The 23,177-nt window shown below is 37.0% G+C and carries 23 protein-coding genes, 1 tRNA gene and 1 pseudogene; 11 read left to right on the top strand and 14 right to left on the bottom strand.

Annotation, left to right across the window (positions count from 1 at the left end; genetic code table 11):
• Window positions 1-21 precede the first annotated feature (21 nt).
• Together AC0JIQ_RS00980 and AC0JIQ_RS00985 are read left to right on the top strand one after the other, a co-directional pair.
• Window positions 22-1,998: a site-specific DNA-methyltransferase gene (locus AC0JIQ_RS00980; protein WP_474202371.1), complete on the top strand. Its 1,977-nt coding sequence runs from the start codon at window positions 22-24 to the stop codon at window positions 1,996-1,998.
• Between the two features lie 13 nt (window positions 1,999-2,011).
• Window positions 2,012-5,206, top strand: a complete 3,195-nt coding sequence (locus tag AC0JIQ_RS00985; RefSeq protein ID WP_474202372.1) for a type III restriction-modification system endonuclease — start codon at window positions 2,012-2,014, stop codon at window positions 5,204-5,206.
• A gap of 130 nt (window positions 5,207-5,336) precedes the next feature.
• Here the strand turns inward: AC0JIQ_RS00985 and AC0JIQ_RS00990 are convergent, their stop codons facing one another.
• The 6 genes and pseudogenes from AC0JIQ_RS00990 to AC0JIQ_RS01015 all read right to left on the bottom strand — a co-directional run bounded on the left by AC0JIQ_RS00990 (window position 5,337) and on the right by AC0JIQ_RS01015 (window position 9,210).
• Window positions 5,337-5,963 carry a hypothetical protein gene (locus AC0JIQ_RS00990; RefSeq protein ID WP_474202373.1) on the bottom strand — a complete coding sequence of 209 codons (627 nt, stop codon included), beginning with the start codon at window positions 5,961-5,963 and terminating at the stop codon, window positions 5,337-5,339.
• Window positions 5,950-6,414, bottom strand: coding sequence for a hypothetical protein (locus tag AC0JIQ_RS00995; protein ID WP_474202374.1), 465 nt, complete (start codon window positions 6,412-6,414; stop codon window positions 5,950-5,952). Before AC0JIQ_RS00995 ends, AC0JIQ_RS00990 begins: the two co-directional genes overlap by 14 nt.
• The gene (locus AC0JIQ_RS01000) at window positions 6,411-7,112 is read right to left on the bottom strand and encodes a hypothetical protein (protein WP_474202375.1); all 702 of its coding nucleotides are present in this window, start codon (window positions 7,110-7,112) and stop codon (window positions 6,411-6,413) included. Before AC0JIQ_RS01000 ends, AC0JIQ_RS00995 begins: the two co-directional genes overlap by 4 nt.
• 70 nt (window positions 7,113-7,182) lie before the next feature.
• Window positions 7,183-7,458 carry a hypothetical protein gene (locus AC0JIQ_RS01005; protein WP_474202376.1) on the bottom strand — a complete coding sequence of 92 codons (276 nt, stop codon included), beginning with the start codon at window positions 7,456-7,458 and terminating at the stop codon, window positions 7,183-7,185.
• Between the two features lie 316 nt (window positions 7,459-7,774).
• A pseudogene (locus tag AC0JIQ_RS01010) lies at window positions 7,775-8,937 on the bottom strand (tyrosine-type recombinase/integrase).
• Between the two features lie 183 nt (window positions 8,938-9,120).
• Window positions 9,121-9,210, bottom strand: a tRNA-Ser gene (locus AC0JIQ_RS01015).
• A gap of 122 nt (window positions 9,211-9,332) precedes the next feature.
• Between AC0JIQ_RS01015 and AC0JIQ_RS01020 the strand changes: the two genes are divergently transcribed.
• The 3 genes from AC0JIQ_RS01020 (at window position 9,333) to AC0JIQ_RS01030 (ending at window position 12,761) form a co-directional block, all read left to right on the top strand.
• Complete coding sequence (locus tag AC0JIQ_RS01020) at window positions 9,333-11,210, top strand: potassium transporter Kup (protein WP_474202377.1); 1,878 nt, start codon at window positions 9,333-9,335, stop codon at window positions 11,208-11,210.
• 163 nt (window positions 11,211-11,373) lie between these two features.
• Complete coding sequence (locus AC0JIQ_RS01025; RefSeq protein WP_474203207.1) at window positions 11,374-12,447, top strand: DNA/RNA non-specific endonuclease; 1,074 nt, start codon at window positions 11,374-11,376, stop codon at window positions 12,445-12,447.
• A gap of 71 nt (window positions 12,448-12,518) precedes the next feature.
• Window positions 12,519-12,761: a hypothetical protein gene (locus AC0JIQ_RS01030; RefSeq protein WP_346510289.1), complete on the top strand. Its 243-nt coding sequence runs from the start codon at window positions 12,519-12,521 to the stop codon at window positions 12,759-12,761.
• 39 nt (window positions 12,762-12,800) lie between these two features.
• Here AC0JIQ_RS01030 and aqpZ read toward each other — a convergent pair whose 3' ends face one another.
• Window positions 12,801-13,490: an aquaporin Z gene (gene aqpZ, locus AC0JIQ_RS01035; protein WP_241339622.1), complete on the bottom strand. Its 690-nt coding sequence runs from the start codon at window positions 13,488-13,490 to the stop codon at window positions 12,801-12,803.
• Window positions 13,491-13,664: 174 nt separating this feature from the next.
• A complete protein-coding gene (locus tag AC0JIQ_RS01040) occupies window positions 13,665-14,672 on the bottom strand; it encodes an AraC family transcriptional regulator (protein WP_346510292.1) in 1,008 nt (335 codons plus the stop codon).
• 115 nt (window positions 14,673-14,787) lie between these two features.
• On the opposite strand from AC0JIQ_RS01040, the gene AC0JIQ_RS01045 reads away from it, so the two are divergent.
• Window positions 14,788-15,432 (top strand): hypothetical protein, encoded by a 645-nt coding sequence (locus AC0JIQ_RS01045; RefSeq protein ID WP_474203208.1) that lies wholly within the window; start codon window positions 14,788-14,790, stop codon window positions 15,430-15,432.
• 248 nt (window positions 15,433-15,680) lie between these two features.
• Here AC0JIQ_RS01045 and AC0JIQ_RS01050 read toward each other — a convergent pair whose 3' ends face one another.
• A complete protein-coding gene (locus AC0JIQ_RS01050) occupies window positions 15,681-16,124 on the bottom strand; it encodes a hypothetical protein (RefSeq protein WP_046739921.1) in 444 nt (147 codons plus the stop codon).
• A 53-nt stretch (window positions 16,125-16,177) separates the two neighbouring features.
• Window positions 16,178-16,936, bottom strand: a complete 759-nt coding sequence (gene hisF / locus AC0JIQ_RS01055; protein WP_004659983.1) for an imidazole glycerol phosphate synthase subunit HisF — start codon at window positions 16,934-16,936, stop codon at window positions 16,178-16,180.
• A 101-nt stretch (window positions 16,937-17,037) separates the two neighbouring features.
• Here hisF and AC0JIQ_RS01060 point away from each other — a divergent pair, with 101 nt between their 5' ends.
• From AC0JIQ_RS01060 to AC0JIQ_RS01075, 4 genes are read left to right on the top strand one after another with little or no spacing between them, the layout of a single operon-like run.
• A complete protein-coding gene (locus tag AC0JIQ_RS01060) occupies window positions 17,038-17,994 on the top strand; it encodes a homoserine kinase (RefSeq protein WP_474202378.1) in 957 nt (318 codons plus the stop codon).
• 4 nt (window positions 17,995-17,998) lie between these two features.
• On the top strand, window positions 17,999-18,616 hold the full coding sequence (locus tag AC0JIQ_RS01065) for a DUF1294 domain-containing protein (RefSeq protein ID WP_474202379.1): 618 nt from the start codon (window positions 17,999-18,001) through the stop codon (window positions 18,614-18,616).
• A 32-nt stretch (window positions 18,617-18,648) separates the two neighbouring features.
• Window positions 18,649-19,041 (top strand): DUF4870 family protein, encoded by a 393-nt coding sequence (locus AC0JIQ_RS01070; RefSeq protein ID WP_046739924.1) that lies wholly within the window; start codon window positions 18,649-18,651, stop codon window positions 19,039-19,041.
• 12 nt (window positions 19,042-19,053) lie between these two features.
• Window positions 19,054-19,365: an antibiotic biosynthesis monooxygenase family protein gene (locus AC0JIQ_RS01075; protein WP_474202380.1), complete on the top strand. Its 312-nt coding sequence runs from the start codon at window positions 19,054-19,056 to the stop codon at window positions 19,363-19,365.
• Window positions 19,366-19,384: 19 nt separating this feature from the next.
• Here AC0JIQ_RS01075 and AC0JIQ_RS01080 read toward each other — a convergent pair whose 3' ends face one another.
• Window positions 19,385-20,314, bottom strand: coding sequence for a DMT family transporter (locus AC0JIQ_RS01080; protein ID WP_474202381.1), 930 nt, complete (start codon window positions 20,312-20,314; stop codon window positions 19,385-19,387).
• Between the two features lie 63 nt (window positions 20,315-20,377).
• On the opposite strand from AC0JIQ_RS01080, the gene AC0JIQ_RS01085 reads away from it, so the two are divergent.
• Complete coding sequence (locus AC0JIQ_RS01085; protein WP_474202382.1) at window positions 20,378-20,929, top strand: helix-turn-helix domain-containing protein; 552 nt, start codon at window positions 20,378-20,380, stop codon at window positions 20,927-20,929.
• Between the two features lie 43 nt (window positions 20,930-20,972).
• Here AC0JIQ_RS01085 and hisA read toward each other — a convergent pair whose 3' ends face one another.
• The 3 genes from hisA to AC0JIQ_RS01100 form a co-directional block, all read right to left on the bottom strand.
• Window positions 20,973-21,704 carry a 1-(5-phosphoribosyl)-5-[(5-phosphoribosylamino)methylideneamino]imidazole-4-carboxamide isomerase gene (hisA, locus tag AC0JIQ_RS01090; RefSeq protein WP_474202383.1) on the bottom strand — a complete coding sequence of 244 codons (732 nt, stop codon included), beginning with the start codon at window positions 21,702-21,704 and terminating at the stop codon, window positions 20,973-20,975.
• 66 nt (window positions 21,705-21,770) lie between these two features.
• Window positions 21,771-22,433: a 3'-5' exonuclease gene (locus AC0JIQ_RS01095; protein WP_474202384.1), complete on the bottom strand. Its 663-nt coding sequence runs from the start codon at window positions 22,431-22,433 to the stop codon at window positions 21,771-21,773.
• A gap of 141 nt (window positions 22,434-22,574) precedes the next feature.
• A complete protein-coding gene (locus tag AC0JIQ_RS01100) occupies window positions 22,575-23,075 on the bottom strand; it encodes a DUF805 domain-containing protein (protein ID WP_474202385.1) in 501 nt (166 codons plus the stop codon).
• Window positions 23,076-23,177 lie beyond the last annotated feature (102 nt).

Genomic DNA, 23,177 nt, shown 5'->3' on the forward strand with positions numbered 1-23,177 from the left:
AAATGATTGAGACGATTGATAATGTCAAACCAAGACCAACTAAAAATGCACAGCCCTAACCTTGTGGATAGCAATATCGAAAAAATAGCAGCACTTTTTCCAAATTGTGTCACAGAAGCACAAGGTGAAAATGGCGAGCTAAAAAAAGCCATTGATTTTGATTTACTTAAACAAGAGCTATCTCAAGTGATTGTTGAGGGTGAGCAAGAGCGTTATCGTTTAGATTGGGTGGGGAAAAAAGAATCTATCCTTACGGCTAATGCACCAATTGCGAAAACCTTGCGCCCATACCGTAAAGAAAGCGTTAATTTTGATAAGACAGAAAACTTGTTTATCGAAGGTGATAACTTAGAAGCCTTAAAACTTCTGCAAGAAAACTATTTGGGTAAGGTAAAAATGATTTACATTGACCCGCCATATAACACAGGTAATGATTTTATCTATGAAGATGATTTTGCAGAAAGTACCGATGAGTTTTTTGAGCGCTCTAACCAAGTAGATGAAGAAGGAAATCGCTTAATTGCAAATACAGATACTAATGGAAGGTTTCATTCTGATTGGCTGAGTATGATGTATAGCCGTTTAAAGTTGGCTAGAAATTTACTTTCAGATCAAGGGGTATTATTTTGCAGTATTGGAGAAGTTGAAGTTGATTCTTTAGCTAAGCTTATTAAGGAAATATTTGGTGAAAATAATTTTTTAACTATTATTCCAAGATTAATGAAAACTGGAGGAGCAAAAGGTAAGTTTTTTTCACCAAGCGTGGACTATATTCTAGTCTGTACTAAAAATATAGAATCTACTTTACCTTTTAGAGCTCCTCTAACAGAAGAGCAAATACAAACTTTTTATAATAAGAAAGAAATTGAAGGGGAAAGAAAGGGGGAGTTGTTTGGAGAAGAACGACTTTTTAAGGCTTCACTTGATGCAAGACCAAATCAGCGATATTGGATTGAATGTCCAGATGGTTCTTTTTGCATACCACCAGGTAATAAATTTCCAAAAAAATTGATTCAGGGTGAAAAAGTTCTACCTTCTTCAGATGATAAAGTTTGGAAATGGATTTATCCAAGATTTAAGGATGAGTTCGATAAAGGTAATATAATTTTTAAAGAAACGGCAACTAGTGGTTTAGTTGATCAGGATGGTAAGCAATCTAAATGGAATATTTATAATAAGGTATGGTTGCTTGATCAACAAGAGAAAGGTGTTGTGCCTTCAAATTATTTAAACAAATTTGAAAACAGACAGAGTTCTGCAGAACTAAAAAAATTAGAAATACCTTTTGATTTCGCTAAGCCTACAAGTTTATTAATGTATTTAACACAAATTTGTAGATTAAAAGATCAGGATATTGTATTGGATTTCTTTGCAGGATCTGGTTCATTTGCTGATGCAATCATGCAACTATCAATCAAAGAAAGTAAAAAATTGAAATATATCCTTGTACAAATACCACAGGAATGTATGGATGATAGTGAAGAATATAAATTGGGTTATAAAAATATTGCTGAAATTTCAAAAGAACGTATTCGTCGTGCTGGTAAAAAGATTGTTGAAGAAAATTTGAATAAAGAAGGCATCGAAAATTTAGATATTGGTTTCCGTGTTTTAAAAATAGATTCAACCAATATGAAAGATGTGTATTACACGCCAGATGCTTATACACAAGCGGATATTTTAGATTTAGCAGACCATATTAAAGAAGACCGCACCTCTGAAGACTTATTGTTCCAAGTGATGCTAGATTGGGGCTTAGAGCTTTCATTACCAATTGAACGTAAAATCATTCAAGGCAAAGAAGTGTTCTATGTGGCAGGAAATAGTCTCGTTGCATGTTTTGACGAAATTAACTTTGCAATGGTGGATGAAATTGCCCAAGACAAACCATTGCGCGTGGTATCGGCAGAACGAGCAATTCAACTCGACCATGATAAAACCAATATCAAGGAACGCTTTAAACAGTTATCGCCTGAAACTGAAGTTAAGTTTATTTAAGAGGATTAAATAAATGAAAATCCATTTTAAAACACTTGATTATCAGAAAAATGCTGTAAAGGCAGTGGTCGATTGCTTTGTTGGGCAACCAAAGTTGGAAGGTCATCGTTATATGATCGACCAAGGGACAGTAAAATCTAAAAAACCAACAGCACAAGCCGATATGCTTGAAGATACATTAGATTTACAACGTGGTAAGTCAAAAAAAGTGGTGGCTGATGTTGGTTTTGAAAATGCCAAAATTTTTGACTTAAATGCAGTGCTTAAAAATATTCAAAATGTACAAATGGCGAATATTTTAGAACCATCGCCAAGTTTAATAACAGATGATAGCAAAGGTAAAAATCTAACAGGCAGCCCACTGAATTTAAATATTGAAATGGAAACAGGTACAGGTAAAACCTATTGCTATATCCGTACAATGTTTGAACTCAATGCAAAATACGGCTGGTCAAAATTTATTATTATTGTACCGAGTGTTGCGATTCGTGAAGGTGTTCATAAAAGTCTTGAGATGATGGCGGATCACTTTCAGGAACAATACGGCAAAAAAGCACGTTTCTTTATTTATGACTCGAAAGCACTGCATCATTTAGAAAGCTTTAGCTCAAATGCAGGCATTAATGTCATGGTTATTAATGTCCAAGCATTTAATACTATTAAAGAAGGTGCAAATAATGAAGCTGCACGAAAAATTTATAGCGTCTTAGATGAGTTTCAATCTCGTAGACCAATTGATGTTATTAGCCGTAACCGACCAATTCTAATTTTGGACGAACCACAAAAGATGGGTGCTGAAAATACCCTTAAAGCAATGGCTAACTTCAATCCATTGTTTATCTTGCGTTATTCGGCAACACATAAACGTGACTATAACTTAGTCTATCGTTTAGATGCCTTAGATGCCTATAACCAGAAATTAGTGAAGAAAATTACGGTCAAAGGCATTGAAGTTCAAGGTTTAACAGGCACACATGGCTACTTGTATCTGCAAGATATTATTGTCTCAAAATCTGCACCAGTTGCACGGCTAGAGTTAGAAATACAAACCAAAACAGGTTTTAAGCGAGAAGTAAGAAAAGTATCTAAAGGTGATGATTTATTTATCATTTCGCATGAGGCAGAGCAGTATAATGATCGTTACGTCATTTCTGATATTGATGCACGAACAAATACGGTCACTTTTGTAAATGGAATCACAATTCAAGCTGAAAAATCGATAGGACATCTTGATGAACAAGTGATGCGTACCATTCAAATCCGTGAAACGATTCGCGCACACCTTCAAAAAGAACGTCAACTTTATAATCAAGGTATTAAAGTCTTAAGTCTTTTCTTTATCGATGAAGTAGCAAAATACCGTCAATATGATGACAATAATAATCCTATTGATGGTGAATACACTCAAATATTTAAAGAACAGTACCAATATGTTTTAAATGAGGTTTTAGATCTCAATTTAGAAAATGATCCGTATCAGGATTATCTAAAGTCGATTGACGTAGACAAAACCCATAATGGATATTTCTCGATTGATAAGAAATCGAAAAAGTTAACTGATCCAGCCTTAAAGAAAGTAAAAGATGAAGAATTGGGCGTATCCGTGCAACAAGCGGATGATATCGATGCTTACGATCTCATTTTAAAAGATAAAGAGCGGCTACTGTCTTTTGAAGAGCCAACACGTTTTATTTTTTCACATTCTGCTTTACGAGAAGGTTGGGACAATCCAAACGTTTTTGTGATTTGTACATTAAAGCATTCAGACAATACCATTTCTCGTCGCCAAGAAGTGGGACGGGGTCTGCGTTTAGCGGTGAATAAAAATGGCGAACGTATGGATGCCAACTATTTCGGTGCATTAGGTGAAGTTCACCGTTTAAATAATCTGACTGTTGTCACCAATGAAAGTTACAAAGACTTTGTTGCTAAATTGCAGACAGAGATTGTAAATACATTGGCGAGTCGTCCAACACAAGCAACGCCTGAGTACTTTGAAGGCAAGGTATTCACACTTGTCGATGGTTCAAAACTTGAAGTGACGAAAGTCATGGCAAAGCAGATCCATAAGTATCTGACGCGAAATGACTATATCGATGATAATGATCATATTGCACCTAAATATCATCAAGACAAAGCCAATGGTGAACTGGTTACACTCCCTGATGAGTTGCAACCCTACACAGCTCAAATTACAAAGTTGATAGATAGTATTTTTGATCCTAAAGCTACGGATAGTATGACTGAGGATGCTAATAAACGTTTGACTAACCACATCAACTCTAAAAATCTTGAGCGTAAAGAATTTCAGGATTTATGGAAGAAAATTAACCGTAAAGCGATTTATCAAATTCAGATTGACTCTAACAAGCTGATTAGTGACAGTATTAGTTGTGTTGAACGTACAGCAAAAGAGCGTAATAACAAGTTTGTAGAAACATTGAGTTATAAACTTGCAGAGTCATCAATGAAAGATGAGGTGAGTTTTGATGAGTTGAAGTCTAAAGAAGCTTTTGGAAAAATGACAACCAAAACTGAAAATAGTACTTTATCGATTCATTCTCAGGTGCAATATGACTTGGTTGGTAATATTGCGGAAGATACCAACTTAACCCGTAGGACTGTAGCACAGATTCTTAAAGGGATTAATGCCTCTGTTTTTGCTCAATTTAAATTAAACCCTGAAGCGTTTATTCGTGAAATGAGTAGAATTATCAATGAGCAACAAGCCTCAATGGTTATTCAGGGTTTAAAATACAATCCATTAAAAGAGGGTTATCCTGAAAATGATATTTTCGTAAGTAATGAGAATATTCCATCAAAGTCATTTAAAGCAGATCGTCATATTTGGAATTATGTGGTCACTGATTCCGACAATGAACGCAAGTTTGTAGAAGAATTGGATGGAGCTGATGAAGTTATCGTTTATGCAAAACTTCCAGATCGTTTTCAAATTCCTACTCCGTTTGGTAACTACAACCCTGACTGGGCAATTGCTTTTGATAAAGATAAAGTACGCCAAGTTTACTTTGTCGCAGAAACAAAAGGCTCTATGAATGATGCTGATTTACGGGATAAAGAAAAGCGTAAAATTGACAGTGCTAAGAAATTCTTTGCAACGTTGAATGAAGAAAATCAGTCCTTAGGCGATGCGGTTAAGTATGCTGTAATTGATAGTTTTAGCAGCTTGATGCAGTTAGTGAAATGATCTGTAGAGTATACTAATTCAAACTTGATCTGACAGTTAAGGATATTTGTTCCAGACTGTCAGTTTCAATTTGAGCTAAACCCTTTTCCGTGCAAATGTATTTCCAATGAAGAGGTGCTACTGCGGCGTTCTATTTTTGTGGATCGTGCCGAACATCTACAGTCATGTGTCTTATAAAATATTCTAGTCCAGACTTATGATGAGGCATAGTAGAATCAAAATAGAGATTTCTTCCTGCTCTATCTGAACATGTAATTTCATAAGAAAAATCCTTTTTACGTTGATCATCAGAAACAAATGATCTCCAGCTTTCTAAAATATCAATAGATGGAATCTTTGTATCTTGAATATATATGAGCAACCCACCATGATAGTTATCAGTTGAAGACGCGCTATATCTCGTGGTCAACTGTAAAAAACCTTCAAAAATTTTAGTTGGACTCCCATAAATTTTAGCTTCACCTAACCAAATAAAATGACGATACTGAACGTGTATGTCTACATGACCGTTATGAAAAGTATCATGAGATGCTTTATATCCCATACCCTTTAGCTGAGTTTCTATAATTAGAGATAGCTGATCTTCACTTTGTGAATGAGCATAATGCGCTTTTGATTCTAAATCTTTAACGCATATACCTAAATCTTTATATAATTGTTTTATATAAAGTTCATAGTCATTTTTTTGTATAGCTAACCTTCGATTATACAAACTTTCTTCTAGAGGATCAGTTAAGTCAAATTCAAGAGTGGTCATGTTTTAAATATTCTTTAAACTCGTCTGTAAATGAAAAATATCGAGAAATTATTTTAGAAAACTCCTCTTTACTTATCTCTTCTTCAGTAAAAGGGTCGATGTAGGATTGGTTAAGAATACAGCCATTAATCCATTCTTTCTCAACTGAAATAATATTCTCAGAATGAAGGTCACATGCTTGAAAATGGTCATCTAAAATATTCAAAATCAATAGATTATTTATAAATATTTTAAATTCAGAGTTTTCAATAGGCTTAATCACATCATAAATTCTGCTATAAGTAATATGCTTATAAGAACTCTTTTCTTTTGTATGAGAAAAATATGTGACGAATTTATCTAACCAGGTAATCATTTCTTGGTAATGAGATTCGTTTGCTTCTTCATCAGAGAGTTCATTAGTTTCAATGAACTTCGTAATGTAAAGCCTATCAACTGCTTCTGAGTTCATGATGTTTTGACGATTTCTTCAATTGCTTTGAAAAAGCTACCTTGGTCTTTTGTAGAAACATAAAAGTTATTTAGATTTGGTATGCCTGTATTGATTGCAAGAGCATGCCAAGACCCTTTAACAGTAACTAATACTTTATAGGTTTTAAGATTGTACTCTTTAGTAATATTGTAAGGCTCGATAGTTGCATTTGCTATACCACCTTTATGATATTCACCACTACGTAAATCCTCAATACCGACTCTTGATGATTCATTATGTGAAATTCCGTCATCAGTTTTAAATGATAGGTTCTTAACGTTACCTATTGCTTCATGATAGAGTTTTCCAATGGCAGGGAAAACATTACAGCCAGTATCAGGAATATGCTCAACTACAAGTTGATTTAAATATAATCTGAGCTTAGCTAACGCTCCGCGTAGGTTTTCTTCGTGAAATTGCGATGATAGATCTGCACACAAGATAATTTCTTGAGTGGCATCATCGAGAATAATGCTATCAAAACAAGGTAAACGAACTTCTTTATAAGCTACTAATTTTTCATATTCTTCATTTACATATTCACTTTTTAGAGCATCTACACGAATATTTTCTTTTAATATAAAAGTTCTAATAATTTTGAACTGATATATATGTTTTTGTGCTACCTCTTGCTTAGCTTGGAAAATATGATCTCTGAAATCACCATTTCTAGACAAATCTAAAGTTTGATCAGGTGAAATTAGACTTTCTAAATGTAGTTTTAATTAATCGTAGCAAGGTAATCCTTTAATAGACACTCAAATATTTATCTTCAAAAAGAACTCTTTTATTAAAATCAGCCTGTATTTTCGTATACAGATCTCCTAATTTGGATAATAAATCAGGTTCAATATCTTCTTCAAGTTCACTGATATGTACGAATAAACTAGACCAAGTATGGATTCGGTCTAAGAAAGTAAAACTTGATAGTAGAGGATGTATTTCATTCCTGAGGCTAATTCCACGGCCTCTATATATTTTTAATAGATTTACAATATTAGTTTTCAAATCATCGAAATTCATAAATCTAAACCATTTTCAAATTTTTTTTAATTTAACAAATAAAAAATATTTTATCTTTAGTAACTTATCATTTTTTAAATGTTTTTTGAGATATAGTTCCTATGGAACTTATATTTAGCTAAAGTTGTATTTTTAACTTTCGATACAATTGTCTTTAAATCAATGCTTTATGTTCCTTCATAAGTCGGGAGATAGATAGAAATTTCAAATAGATCATTTTTACAATCTATTATTGTAATGAATTTGATCAAAAAAACCACAAATTTGGATAATCTAATAATCATGATTGTGTGAAAATTATTAGAGAGAATGTCTTTTACCTCCTCAACCCATCAATAAAATCAGACCATTCCTGCATCATCTTAATACGGTAGTCTAGGTGTTGGGCATGGTTATAAGCCTGAGAAACTGCATTACCTACCCGATGAGCTAATTGAATCTCAATGGCATCGTGCATATAGCCTTGCTCATGCAAGGTTGTAGATGCAAGTCCTCGGAAGCCATGACCTGTCATTTTACCGTTATAGCCCATTGTTCGAATTGCACATAAAAGGGCATTACTGCTGATTGGCTTGGCTGTACTGTAGTTGTAGAAAACGTACTGTTTTATGCCTGTAATTGGTTGAATTCTTTCTAATATCTCTAAAGCCTGTGTTGATAAAGGCACTATATGAGGCATAGCCATTTTCATTTTATGTGCTGGAATTCTCCATAAACGATTCTCATAATCAATCTCATTCCACTCCATCATTCTCAGTTCTGCCGTTCTGACAAAAGTAATCGTCATCAACTGTAAGGCTGATCTAATGATCAGGTTGCCGTGGTAGCGATCCATACGTTCAACAAAGGCAGGGAATTCGGAAATATCCAGACGAGCCATATTTTTTACTTTACGTGGTTTAAGCGCTTCACCTAAGTGTGGAGTCGGGTCATTCTCAATAATGCCTTTACGAATCGCAAAGCGGAAAATACGTCCAGCTAAAGGGATTGAGCGTTTCGCCATTTCCAGTGCACCACGCTCTTCAATTTTTTTGGCGCAGGCAAGTACATCCTTACCCTTAATCTCATCAATAGCCATATCGCCTAAAGCAGGGAAAAGGTCTTTTTCAAATACTGATAAATCACGTAAGTAAGTTGCTTCTTTTATAACTGCTTTACGGTCTTGCATCCATTCCATAGCAAGTGCCCTGAAAAGTGTGCTTTCATCGACTTGCATTTTTTTTGTTTCTTTGCTTCGTTTGGATTAATTCCATCTTTTAACTTTAAGCGAGCTTCATCACGGATTCTTCTTGCTTGGGCAAGTGTAGTGTCAGGATATGTACCAATACTGAAAATATTTTCTTTACCCTGAAAGCGAAATTTCATACGCCAATGCATGCCACCTGACGGTGTGACTTCCAGATACATGCCTTTTTCATCAGAATATTTGGTTTTCTTTTCAGCAGGTTTGATCTTTCTGACCTGAGCATCTGTAAGCATTGCAACGCTTCCCGTAGAAATTTGGGGGTATAAAAATGGGGGTAATTTATTATACCCCCAGTTATACCCCCAACTATATCAGGATTCAATAGGGTCAATTGGAAAACATAAGGCAATAAAAAAAGCCTAAACCCTTTAGATTTAAGCTTTTAGGACTCTATGAGATATCATAGAAAGTAAACTTGGCGGTGAGAGAGGGATTCGAACCCTCGATACGCGCAAACGTATACACACTTTCCAGGCGTGCTCCTTAAGCCACTCGGACACCTCACCAAGGTGTGCGATAGTAACTAAAAAAAAGCAGACTGCCAAGTTGTAGTCGAACAGATTTGCAGAAAAACTTCTTGGCTAATGATAATATTAAGGAATATAACGTTCTATATTGAAGACAATATATGCAAAGTACTGCAAAAAAAGCAGCCTTACCTGCCACTGCATTGGCAGCATTAGGGGTGGTGTTTGGAGACATTGGAACCAGTCCTCTGTACGCTTTGAAAGAATCCTTCCATGCTGCACATGGCTTAGGAATTCAACCTGAAAATGTATTAGGAATCTTGTCGATTATTTTTTGGTGTTTAATGCTGATTATTAGTATTAAATACATCGCGATTGTTATGCGTGCGGATAACAATGGTGAAGGTGGAATCATGGCTCTACTTGCTTTGAATCTACGCAAGGCAAAAATATCCGACAGTAAGAAGATTTATTTAATTGCGATTGGTTTTGTTGGGGCATCGCTATTTTTTGGTGACGGTATTATTACGCCGGCAATCTCAGTACTTTCCGCTGTTGAAGGTCTATCAATTGCCACCAATGTACTTGATCCGTTTATTGTGCCAATTGCAATCGTGATTGTAACGACATTATTTTTAATGCAAAAACACGGAACCGCGTTTGTTGGTAAATTCTTTGGGCCAATTACGCTACTCTGGTTCTTGTCATTGGGGATCTTGGGTGTCATTAGCGTCGTACAAACACCAATCGTACTCGGTATGGTTAGTCCTCATTGGGCAATTCAGTTTATTTTCACTCATCCTGTACAAGCATTTTTTATTATGGGTGCTGTTGTTTTAACGGTCACAGGTGGTGAAGCCTTATATGCAGATATGGGGCATTTTGGACCGCGTCCAATTCGTTTCGGTTGGTTTAGTGTCGTTTTGCCTTGCCTTGTATTAAATTATGCTGGACAAGGTGCGCTGTTACTTCGCAATCCTGCGGCTATTGAAAATCCATTCTATTTATTAGTCCCAAGTTGGGCTTTGTACCCAATGATTATCTTGGCAACGATGGCAGCTGTGATTGCATCACAGGCCGTTATTTCTGGGGTTTTCTCATTAGCCCGTCAAGCAATCCAATTGGGTTATTTACCACGTTTAGGCATTAAACATACTTCTGATTCTGAAGAAGGACAAATTTATGTGCCATTTCTGAATTGGTTATTGCTGATCGCGATCGTCATCTTAATTCTAATTTTTAAAACTAGCTCAAACCTTGCAAGTGCTTATGGCTTGGCTGTGACCTTAACCATGTTATGCGACACGATTTTGGTTGCTGTATTCATATACTATGCATGGAAATGGAGCTTACCAAAGGTGATGCTGTTGATTATTCCATTCTTTATTTTGGAATCCGTACTGGTCGCAGCAGCATCATTAAAAATGTTCTCAGGTGGTTGGGTACCGTTATTGATCGGTGCAGTCGCGGTTATGATTCTGATGACGTGGAAACGTGGGCGTGAGCTTACTTTTGCTAAGCTTGAACATGACACTCTATCACTCGATTTATTTGTGAAAAGTATTGGGGACAATGTTCATCAAGTACCAGGCGATGCAGTTTTTTTAACCGGAACACCTAATGTTGTTCCGCATGCGATGCTACATAATATTAAGCACAATAAAGTACTACATGAGCGTAATATTTTAGTCACTGTAGTGATTGAGGATGTTCCATTTGTTCCTCAAGAGGAGCGAATTAGTGTTGAAACGTTGAATGAACATTTCTATCGCATCAAAATTTTCTACGGTTTTAAAGATGAACCTAATGTGCCAAAAGCCTTGATTCAAGCTTACGAAGAATTAGGCTTTGAATATGACTTGATGCAAATTAGCTTCTTTATTTCACGTGATCGTATTGTTCATAGTGTGGGAGATGGTATGTCTCCGTGGCGCGAACGCTTATTTATCTCAATGCAACGTAATACTAGCCCTGTGAGTGACTTCTATCAAATTCCAACCAACCGTGTTGTGGAGTTAGGCAGTCAAATTGAAATTTAGGTAACATAAAATCATCAAAAAAGGCACTTTAGAGTGCCTTTTTTATTGTCTGGTGATCAAGTGAACAGTTTTGCGACATAAAGTGTCGTTCTTGGCTTTATCTCAATATACAGTTGAATATGGAATTGCTAAGCTTCGCATTCATATTGATTTTGATTTAGTTATGGCGAAGAAAACAACCAAAAAGAGTAAAACACAATTTGCTTTTTTGAGCCAAAATTTTGGAAAAATTGTTCTTGCTTTGATCGCAACAGGCAGTTTCGCGATTGCATTTGGTAATGAAAAAATTTCTAAATTAATTCCTTTGCCATCGAGTCATGGTGCTTGTTTAGAACAATTTTATCGAGATGTTCCTCCTTTACTTACAAAAGAGAGTCTAAAAAAAGATAGTTATGCTTTGTGTTTTAATGATTTTAATGTGATGTATTCAGGTATTTCAAAAACACCATTGTGGTCAGCGGAATACCTTACCCCAGATCGTTTAAGTATTAAAATCAAGCGCGAAGATAGTTTTCACGAAGAAACACGAGTACCTCTCGCTCATCGTGCATTGTTAGCGGACTACCGTGGTTCTGGGTACGATCGTGGACATATGGCACCGAATGGCGATATGAATAACACTGCGGCACAACATGATAGCTTTTCTTTAGCCAATATGGTGCCGCAATCACCGAAGAATAATCAGGAAGTTTGGCGTAAACTCGAAGAAGCAGTACGCTCTATTGTGACTAAACAGCATAAAGATGTTTATGTTGTGACTGGACCAATTTTTGAAGCGAAGCGCTTAAAAACCATTGGTAGTGGTGTGATTGTACCGACTGCTGTATATAAGGCAGTGTATTTACCTAAACAGGGAATTATTGGGGCGTACTATGCACCAAATAATGATTCATTACAGGTTAAAGTGGTGAGCATCTGTTATTTAGAAGAAAAGTTAGGAATTAATTTATTTCCACAACTTACAGAACAACAAAAGCGTAATGTTTATCAATTGCCTACATCAGCACAACAAGTTAAAGCCAATAAAGAAATTAGCTATGTGAGTTGGGATAGACAAAGTCAATGTGCTGAAGAAGCAACCACGGCAAGTATTCAAGCACAACAGCAGCAATTTTCTTCTGGGAAGACACAAACTGATGAGACTAATTTGCCGCAGATTGATGAGGAAACCAAACAAGCTTTAATCAAACAATTGATTGATGCATTGGTTCAGTATTTCTTACAATTGTTGCGCTAATTTCACAGCTATTCTAATGTGACTATGCTTAACTCAATAGGTGGAAACGAGAACGATAAGGAGTGGAATCAATGTTTAAACCTTTTGAACATGGTGAGGAGTCCTCAGCAATTTATGACTTGACCCTAGAAAATCAGGCGGATTGTGTAAGTCTATATGGCAATTTGCAAATCACAAAAGATCAAGCAGGTTTAAAGGCAGCGAAAGCTTTACAACGTTTTATCAACGAAGTGGTCATGGTGTTAGAAGCACAGAGCTTACCTGAACAGATTGAGCGTAAGCCAGAACAAGAAATTGAAAATCCATTTCTATAAAAAACAGCCTGAAAAAGGCTGTTTTTTTATTCTAAAATCTTAGCTTTTTTCACTTGCAACGACTTTATAAATAATTGCGCCAATGATTGCACCTAAAATTGGAGCTACCCAAAATAACCACAATTGACTCAGCGCTGCTGTCTCAGCAAAAAAGGCAACACCTGTACTACGTGCGGGGTTTACCGAGGTATTCGTGACTGGAATACTAATTAAATGAATGACGGTAAGTGTTAAACCAATTGCAATTGGAGCAAAACCAGCAGGCGCATTTTTATGTGTTGATAATAAAATAATGATCAGAAAGACGGCTGTAAGAACGACTTCGATTAAAAAGGCTGAAGCTATTGAGAAATGGTTTGGAGATAGTTCTGCATAGCCATTTGTTGCGAAGCCTCCAGTTCCTGTAAAACCTGCTTGGCCTTGCACAATAATGTATAAAACAAATGCCGCGAAGGTTGCACCAATCACTTGAGAAATAATATAAGGCGCTAAATCTTTTGCTTCTAAACGTCCACCTACCCATAGGCCTACACTGACTGCAGGATTAAAATGTGCTCCAGAAATATGACCAAAGGCATACGCACCAGTAAGTACAGTCAAACCAAATGCGAATGCAACACCTAAAAAGCCGATCCCAAGTTCTGGAAATGCAGCTGCCAAAACAGCGCTACCACAACCACCAAAAACAAGCCAAAAGGTTCCCAAAAATTCTGCTAAATATTTGTTCATTGTTATCACCCAAATCTTTGTAAAAATAAAAAAGTATGCATCCAAAATTTATTATGGATATATTTAAGCCTTGTGAAGAAAATGTGAATTAATTCACAAAACTGCATATGCTCTTGTATAAATGCTGTAATAAAAATGATCTGTTGTGAAACCGTTAGTGTGTCTTTAGTTTTATTAAGAATTGTAAGTTATGTTGTTGTTTCGCCATTGTTGTGGTGTTTGGTTGGTCCAAATTTTAAATGCACGTTGAAAGGCACTTTGTTCAGAATAGCAAAGTAATAATGCGATTTCTTGTAAGCTCAAATGCGGATCTTTTAAATATTCTGTTGCGAGCATAAAACGTACTTGTTGCACACGTTCTTGAAATGTCGTGTTTTGCTGTTGTAAGTGGCGTTGTAATTGTCTTACCGATAATCCTAATTTTTCTGCAATAAAATCGATTTGATATTGGTTTTTTTGTAATCCAGTCAAAATTGCATGTTGTAGACGTTGATCGAGTTGAGTGGAATTGGGAAGCTTATCCAATAAAGCTTGAGCTTGTTGTAGCAACAATTGTTGTAAAGTGTGATCGCCTGTTCGAAGTGGCTTAAAGGCTTCGGTAACAGGTAAAAGTAGCTGAGTTTTAGGCTGATCAAAACGGACTTTACAGCGGAAATATTGCTCATAAACCGTAATGTTTTTCGGTGCTGTATTCACAAAATGCACTTCGTGTAGATTGATATCTTCACCTGACATAAATAACTTAAGGAATTGCACCATCAGCGCAATTGCAATTTCATCTGTTAATTGGGTTGGATAGGGTTCTGGAGCTTCCCAGCGGATTGATGCGTAGGGTGGGTTAAATTCAACAATGAGAGGGCTACCATCATAAATTAAGCGATGAAAATCATGATAACGCGCCAATGCTTCGCCCAAGTTTTCACATGACAGTGCGAGATAAGCAATAATTCCTAAATGTTTAGGTTGTACGTGCTCTGCAATTTCTAAGCCTAAACCTGTCTTGGGATTTAAACGATTAAGATCTTCAAGTAAGTCACGCCAAATGACGTAATCAAAACGTTCAAGATTTTGGACTTGTTGTAATTGTTCAGGAATTTCAATATTTTTTGTTTCGCAATAAGCCTTTAATAAATGCCCTAATCCGCCATAAACAGAGCCTGTATAGTTCTTGAGTTGGGACATCCTGTCTACTCCTTATTCTGTCGTGTTTTGTCAATATAAATATATCGTATCGTCAATACTTCGCCTACAAAAATTTATATCTTTAATAAAAATAAGGAAACATTTGGTGAAAACCATGATTAAGGGTTTTATTGCAGGTTTGGCAGTTGCAAATGCATTTGAATGGTTTGCTCATAAATATATTTTGCACGGTGTGCATCGTCCGGGTCAGCCACGTTACAGTCCTGTACCAAAAAGTATGGAATCGCATTGGGCACATCATCGTGAGGTTCGTAAGCAAGAGTTTTCTGATGATTGTTATGTTGAAGGTTTGGATAGCTGGCGTACTCGAAATGAATTAATGTCACTTGCTGTTGCGGCAGGTGTAGCTAGTGTCGTGTTTTATCCCTTTTCAAAAGGGATGTCGTTGGCAGCAGTTTATAGTGCTGGTAATTATTATTATGTACATCGCCGTGCGCACTTAGAACCTGATTGGGCAAAGCGTACCATCCCTTGGCATTACGATCATCATATGAATTCGAATCAAGATGCTAACTGGTGTGTAACGCGACCATGGTTTGATTATGTGATGGGAACGCGAGTCGTATCTTCGGCTGATTTAAAAGAAGCCAATCCACTCGGTCTACCGTTACCTGCACCATTTTCAAAAGCATTGACGCAAGCGATAGAGTCGGTTTTTCCAGCGAAATGGGTTGAGCAAAAACCCAAATTAGTCAAAGCGCCTGTAGCAGAAAATGAGCAACAAGAATCAGTGGCTTAGAGGGAAATGCGACATGTGACCATAAAGCATAAGCATTGTGACGAATCGTGACGATGCTTTCATGAGCCATGTCGTGAATTGTCAATAAAATGGGTTTTTAATGTCAATATTTTTGTTCATTTTATAGCTATTTTGATTCAAGCATTTGAAATGCACAGAATTTTCAAAATGACAAAATTCACGTTTACCCTCTAGCGTTGTATAAACGCAGTTTCCATACCTTGCTCAGCAAGGTATTTTTTTGCCTGTTAGTTTTGTAAGCTCAAACCTGTGAGTAAGTAACGTCCATCACTATCTTTAAATTCTGGTGAATATTGAAAACAGATTTTCTGTTTAGGTTGAATTTGAGCCATGATTGGCAAATTTTTAGCAACAGCACGATTACGTGCAAAAACAAAAATCTGTCCTTGTTCTGTTTTAAACTCATATAGTATTTGAGTCCAATTACCATTCCTTGAATAATGCTCAATGCTTTGGTGTTGATTAAAAATTCCACAATGGTGTTCTTGCTTGGGGTTATTCACTGCAAAATAATAGTAAATTTGATGAGCATAAACGTATAAAAAAATGATACTGGGAACACTTATAAGAGAAATTACAACACTGAGAAAAACAGACTCCTTATGTTTGAGCCAATAGATAATCAGGCCTAGACAACCAAAAAGAACAATCCAAACTAAAGTTTCATTCATATTTTTTCAGCTAAAGATTTAGGCGTAACTGAAAGCTACGCCCGTTATAGACTTTAGAGACGCATTTCAATCCCTTGCTCAGCCAAATATTGCTTAGCTTCTGGAATCGTGTGTTGACCAAAATGGAAAATAGAGGCAGCCAGTACCGCATCTGCACCGCCTTTCAAAATTCCGTCAGCCAAATGTTGTAAATTGCCTACGCCACCTGATGCGATGGTCGGAATATTGACACGATCATTGATTTGACGCATCAAGGCTATGTCATAACCAGCTTTGGTTCCATCGGCATCCATACTGGTAATCAGCAATTCGCCCGCACCGAAGTCAGCCATTTTCACAGCCCATTCAATCGCATCGATTCCTGTGGGTTTACGACCACCGTGGGTAAAGATTTCCCACTTATTTTCGCCAGTTTTTTTCGCATCAATTGCGACCACAATACATTGTGCGCCAAAACGTTGAGAAGCTTCTTGAACAAACTCAGGCGTAAATACTGCTGCCGAGTTGATACTGACTTTATCAGCACCCGCATTTAGTAATAAACGAATATCTTCAACTTTACGGACACCACCACCTACAGTTAAAGGGACAAACACGCTTTCAGCCATACGTTCTACCGTACGGTAAGTCGTATCGCGTCCATGATGGGTAGCAGTAATATCTAAAAAGGTAATTTCATCGGCGCCTTGTTCGTTATAACGACGTGCGACTTCAACAGGGTCACCTGCGTCACGAATATCAAGGAATTGAACGCCTTTGACGACTCGACCATTATCAACATCTAAGCAAGGGATAATACGTTTTGCGAGCATAAAATTTTCCAAAAAATCGCCAATAAAGAAAGGGGTGCTACACCTTCATGGAGGGAACAGGTATTCTATCAAACTTCACAGCTATTTTTTGCAGGTTTTCCATGTCGGTTTATACCCCGTTGAGTTTAGAAGAAGTTCAAGCATTCGCTGAGCCTTATGGTTTAGCGATCATTGAGCTGATTCCAATCCAAGGCGGTATTCAAAACACCAATTATTTTTTGGTGGATCAATCAAAACAACACTATGTTTTAACGGTTTTTGAAGAATTAGATGCTGAGGGGGCAGGTGAACTCGTCCCAGTACTCGATTGTTTAGGTAAGGCGGGCGTACCTGTGGCGGTGCCCTTAAAATATGATGGGCAGGCGATTCATAGCATTGCAGATAAACCTGCTCAGATTGCACCTCGTTTGATGGGTGAACATCCTGAAGAAGCCAGTATTAAACAAGTACAGGCGATTGCTCAAGCGCAGGCAAAATTGCATTTGGCTTTGCAGGGCTTTCCTTTGGAACGTGATTTTAATCGCAATCATCAATACTGGTCTGAAGTAGCAAACCAATTACGTCCTCAATTGATTCAAGCAGATCAACAACTTTTAAATCAGGTCTTTCACTTATTTACAGTGATTACGCAAGCATATCCAAACAGACCAACGGGCTTTATTCATTCCGATTTATTTCGGGATAATACCTTGTTTGAGGGAGATCAATTACAAGGTATTCTTGATTTTTATGAACTCAATCAAGATGAGTGGCTGTTTGATATTGCGATTAGTATCAATGACTTCTGTACAGCTTATCCACAAGCCCATTTGGATATAGAAAAAGCTGAAGCATTCTTAGGTGCTTATCAAAGCATTCGTCCACTGACACAAGATGAATTGGCTTGTATGGATATTTTCCTAGCAATGGCAGCTTGTCGTTTTTGGAGTATGCGTTTACAGGTCGCACAGAAAAATGCAGCAGAAGGGCGGACAGGTGAAGATATTTCACAAAAAGACCCTATGGAAATGCGCATGATGTTACAAAACCGTTTACAACAAGTTTTAGGTTTAGGGTAGGAATATGCGAGATCAAGGGCGCTTAGTTGAATGGTTCGATGATAAAGGCTATGGCTTTATTCAACCGAATGATGCACATAAAGATCGTGTTTTTATCCATATCAAAGACTTTGCTCGCACAGGGCCGCGTCCAATCGTGGGGTGTGCCTTGGGGTATTTAGTCATTTTGGATGAGCGCGGTCGTTATCGCGCTCAGCAAGCAACTTATTTAAAAGCATCACAAGTAATTGAACACCGCAGCAAACCTGCTCAGCTAACATCTGCCAAGCGTTGGTCGGCGATGCAGGTTGGTATCGTGATTTATATCGTTTTTATGCTGATTGCAAGCTTTAGTAAATTGCTGCCGCCGTATACCTTGTTATTTGTCAGCTTAATGAATGTGTTGAGTTATTGGTTGTATGCGCAAGACAAAGAAGCGGCACAATTGGGGAATCGACGTATTCCAGAGCAGACTTTGCATATCGTGGATTCTTTGGGTGGTTGGTGTGGAGGATGGCTTGCTCAACAAAAACTGAGACATAAAACACAAAAACAACCGTTTCGTAAGATTTATTTCTGTACCATAGTCTTTCATATATTGTTGATATGTTGGTTAATTTCTCCACTCAATGTGTTTTACTGATTGGGGAAGTGAGTTTTTGGAGATAAATAAAAATGAATTATTCCGTTGATCAAGATCCAAACCGTACCTTAACTTTGGTTCTCTATGTCCTTTATATCATTGCGATTTTTAGTGGTGGTTTGTTGGCGATTATTGCTTTGATTATTAACTATGTAAAGCGTAGTGATGTGCAAGGTTCAATTTTTGAGAGTCATTTTACTTGGCAAATTCGTACCTTTTGGTGGTATTTGGCTTGGAATATCATTGCATTTATCCCATTTTTCTTTCTGTTTTTTACAGGCGATAATGCCAATGCTTTTGCAGGTGTCGCACTCTCAAGTACTATATTTTGTGGGTTAGTGATTTTTGCTGCATGGGTGTGGATTGTATATCGAGCAATTCGAGGTTTAATTGCATTAAATGATAATAAGCCAATGTATCAATAAATTGGATCAACCATGATTATTGAACATGTACATTTGAATATTAAACCAAATCAAAGTGAAGATTTCGAATTAGCCTTTCAAACTGCGAAAGAGATTATTTATCCAATGGAAGGTTTGAATGCTGTTCAGCTCATTAAACATGTCGAAGACCAGCATCGCTATATTTTGATGGTTTTTTGGGATCGTATTGAAAATCATACTGAAGGTTTTAGGAAATCTCCTGAATATCAGCAGTGGAAAGCATTATTGCATCCATTCTATGATCCAATGCCCGTAGTAGAATATTATCAACCGCATATATTATTAAAAAAGAAAGCACCCTAGGTGATAAAAAGAGAGCTATTCAGCTCTCTTTTTTCTTTTCTAATATTTTGAATTTTAATTCACTGACTAAAACACCAAGCACCACTAAACACCCACCGAATAAAGCCAATAATGGTAATCGCTCGCCTACGATTCTTCCAAACACACCTGCCCAAACAGGCTCACCTGCATAAATAATTGCAGCGCGGGTTGGATCGACCATTCGTTGTGCCCAATTCATTACAAATTGAATCAGTGCACTGGCTAAACCCAAACTAAGCACTAGAATGCTTAATTGCCATGAAAAACTAGGAATATTATGTTCGCCAACAAATGGCATACTGGCAAATGATAAGAATGATGCAACAGCCAATTGAATAACGGTGACTCGTCTTAAATTAACTTTTCCTGCGAAATAACCAATCAAAATAATCTCCAGTGCAATCACAAAAGCACAAATTAATGTAAGCATTTGTCCATAGCTTAGACTGATATTGGAAATACCATTGCCAGTTAAAAGAACTAGTCCAATAAAAGCGAATGCTGTTCCTAACCATGTCATGAGTGAAGGTCTTTTTTGGAAAATAACCCACATTAAAATTGGGACAAGAGGCACATACAATGCGGTTAAAAAGGCAGATTCACTACTTAAAATTGTTTGTAACGCAATGGTTTGGGTGCCATAACCAATCGCAATCACTATACCAATCGCTGTGCCTGCTAAGACCTCTTTTAAATTTAATCCACGCATTGATTTGATTGAGATTAAAAAAATTGCCAAGGCTGCGACAGCAAAACGACAGCCCACAAAAAATATAGGGCTACTAAAATTCAGGGCGTATTGCACCGCTAGAAATGTTCCACCCCAAATCATGGTAATGAAAATAAGTGCAAATTGAGCTACTTTGGGAGATTGAGATAGTGATGTCACAACAACAAACCTAATATGGGAGTGCAATATATTGCACATATTGTATTATTTTAGAGTTTTGTGCAATATATTGCACTAGTATTGATTTAATTGCTGATGTAAATGAGCCAAGCTGACACTGTTTTACAATATGTAGGAAAAAATATTCGTTATTTCCGCGATCAATCACAACTCAGCCAACAAGAATTAGCTGATCGGGCAGGTGTGAGTCGACGGACTATTGCTGCCTTGGAAACAGGACAAGTGAATATTAGCTTAGCCAAGCTAGATGCAATTGCCGCTGTTTTGGCTGTCGATTTTAAAAGACTTGTGAGTAATCCTGAGGTAAGTGAAAACGCAATTGTGAATGCGCTTGCATGGCAAGGAAAAGCTCAAGACAGCCATGCTACTCTTTTGGCTGCTGTACCAACACATACCCAAACTGAGTTGTGGAATTGGTCACTTGCGGTAGGAGAGGAATATTGTGCTGATGCAGATCCAATCGGCTGGAGAGAACTCATTTATGTTTTAGAAGGTGAATTAAGCCTTGAGTTTGAAAATGAAACTCGTGTGATTTGCGCAGGTCAGTCAATGCTTTTTGAAAGTGATGTGAGCTATCGTTATATTAATCGTGGTACAAGCGTATTAAAATTTATTCGTAATGTGTTGTATTAAATAAAAAAGAAGCTACCGAAAAGATAGCTTCTTTTGTACTGAATTAAAGACGATTATCATCCAACAAGAGCTGTGCTTCACGAAGGTTTAATGTGCCTTCATAAATTGCGCGACCTGTAATTGCACCTAAAATGCCTTGCTGACCTTTTAAGTTGCGAACATCATCCAGATTGGTCACACCACCTGAAGCGATCACAGGTAAGCCAGAGTATTGTGCTAAATGAACCGTTTGCTCAACGTTAACACCTTGCATCATGCCATCACGTGCGATATCGGTATACACAATACTTGAAACACCAGCATCTGCAAAACGTTTTGCAAGATCAGTTGCCTTCACGTCAGTTACATTTGCCCAGCCATCTGTCGCAACCATACCATTGATTGCATCAATACCAACAATGATATGACCTGAAAAGCGTTTGCATGCTTCCTCAACAAATTCAGGTTCTTTTACTGCTTTTGTGCCGATAATGACAAAAGATACACCTGCTTCCAAATAATGTTCGATGGTTTCAAGTGAACGAATACCACCACCAATTTGAATTGGAAGTTCTGGTTGTGCGCGTGCAATCGCTTCCACCACCGGTTTATGAATTGGCGTACCTGCGAAAGCACCATTTAAATCAACTAAATGTAAACGACGTGCGCCTTCATCAACCCAATGTTGTGCAGTTGCGACAGGATCATCAGAGAAAACGGTATCGTCTTCCATACGACCTTGTTTTAAACGAACACATTTACCATCTTTCAGGTCTATTGCAGGGATGATTAGCATGCTTTCGCTCCTAGCGTCATCATAAAGTTTAAATTGGCTACATATTAACAAAGTATTGATCAATCGCTAAGCCTTGTCTGCTGAACCTTGAAGTATTCTTACTATTTGTTGTTGAATTTGAGGAGGTAGTAACTGCTGATGATATAGGTGTTGGTATATCAACAATGCAGCATAAGCATCAGCGGCAGCATAATTGATTTGTTGAGGACTTAGCTGTTTGACAGACCAGTTTGAAGTGCTGATTTTTTTGCTTTTGGCAAAATAACGTTGGAAAATTAGAGCAATCGCAGTTTGTACACCGACTTGAGTGTTATAACCAAAACTCGAAAAACTCTTCGAAAGTTCAATCAGTGATTTAGGTTCAATCCCTTTACGGCGAAAACTACTCACATCATTTTTTAAACCAAAACCAACTTTGAGTTGATGTTCATTTTCTAAAATAGGCTTTAAGAAATTAAGAATGTCAGGCTTTACTTGGAACAGATAGGCTTTTTCATGTGTTGAAAGTTGAATTAAATGGGGGCCTGTAGATTTCTCACCGATTTTGAAGGTTGGTTTAGATTCGGTATCAAATCCGAATACAGCAACGGCGTGAAGTTCAGTTTGAATTGCCATGCATTGTTCGAGTGTTTGAATCACTAAAATATTTTCAGCACTTAGATTTTGAAATGCAGGTAATGCACGGATTTGTTCTTTGCTTAAAAGCGCTGTTGCTTGCTGCATTTCCATTTTCTGAAACTCAAAACTTTTGCTTGAGCTTAAACAGTTTTGTGGCAATGAAAAAGCCAAGTTAGAAAACTTGGCTTTTAAATGTTATGGATTCAGTTTGATTAGACTTTATCTGATCTAGGTTAGTTCATTTTTTGAAAACTAATGAGGAGCAGACATTGATGCAAGCGACATCAGAATGTTAAGAATCAAACCTAGAGGGAATAAAACGGCATAAATCGAACCTAGGACTTTTTCCCAACCTCTGGTTTTTCGAACTGGTCCAAAATTATTAGGACCTTCTGTACCCTTGGCGCATAATAAATAGATCATAAAAAATAAATTGATGACAGGGACAATAATCAATAATGCTAACCATGCACCTCGATTGCAGTCATGTAGGCGACGAATAATAAAAACGATAGCAATGTAGCAAGAAATAAGAACAATTAGACTGAGAGTTAGCATAAAGATTATGGTTACAGTGTCAGTCCCTTCTGATGCATTTTTATCAAATAAGTCTGCTGAAAAAACCAAGGGAATGAATGCAGTAATTACAAAGATAAGAGCCATCATAAATGACCATCCCAAATAGGACAGTCGGCCAAAACGACCATGCGGGCGCAGAGGATGATCTTTGATTGTTTGAGTAGATGAATTCATTATATATAACCTGAATGAAGTGTTTTTATATAGTTGTTTAAATTTAAAAAATGTATATACAAGAATTATAAAGAAGAAATTAGAAAATGATAGTTGTTCTTA

The sequence above is a fragment of the Acinetobacter sp. FB genome, from assembly GCF_056033405.1.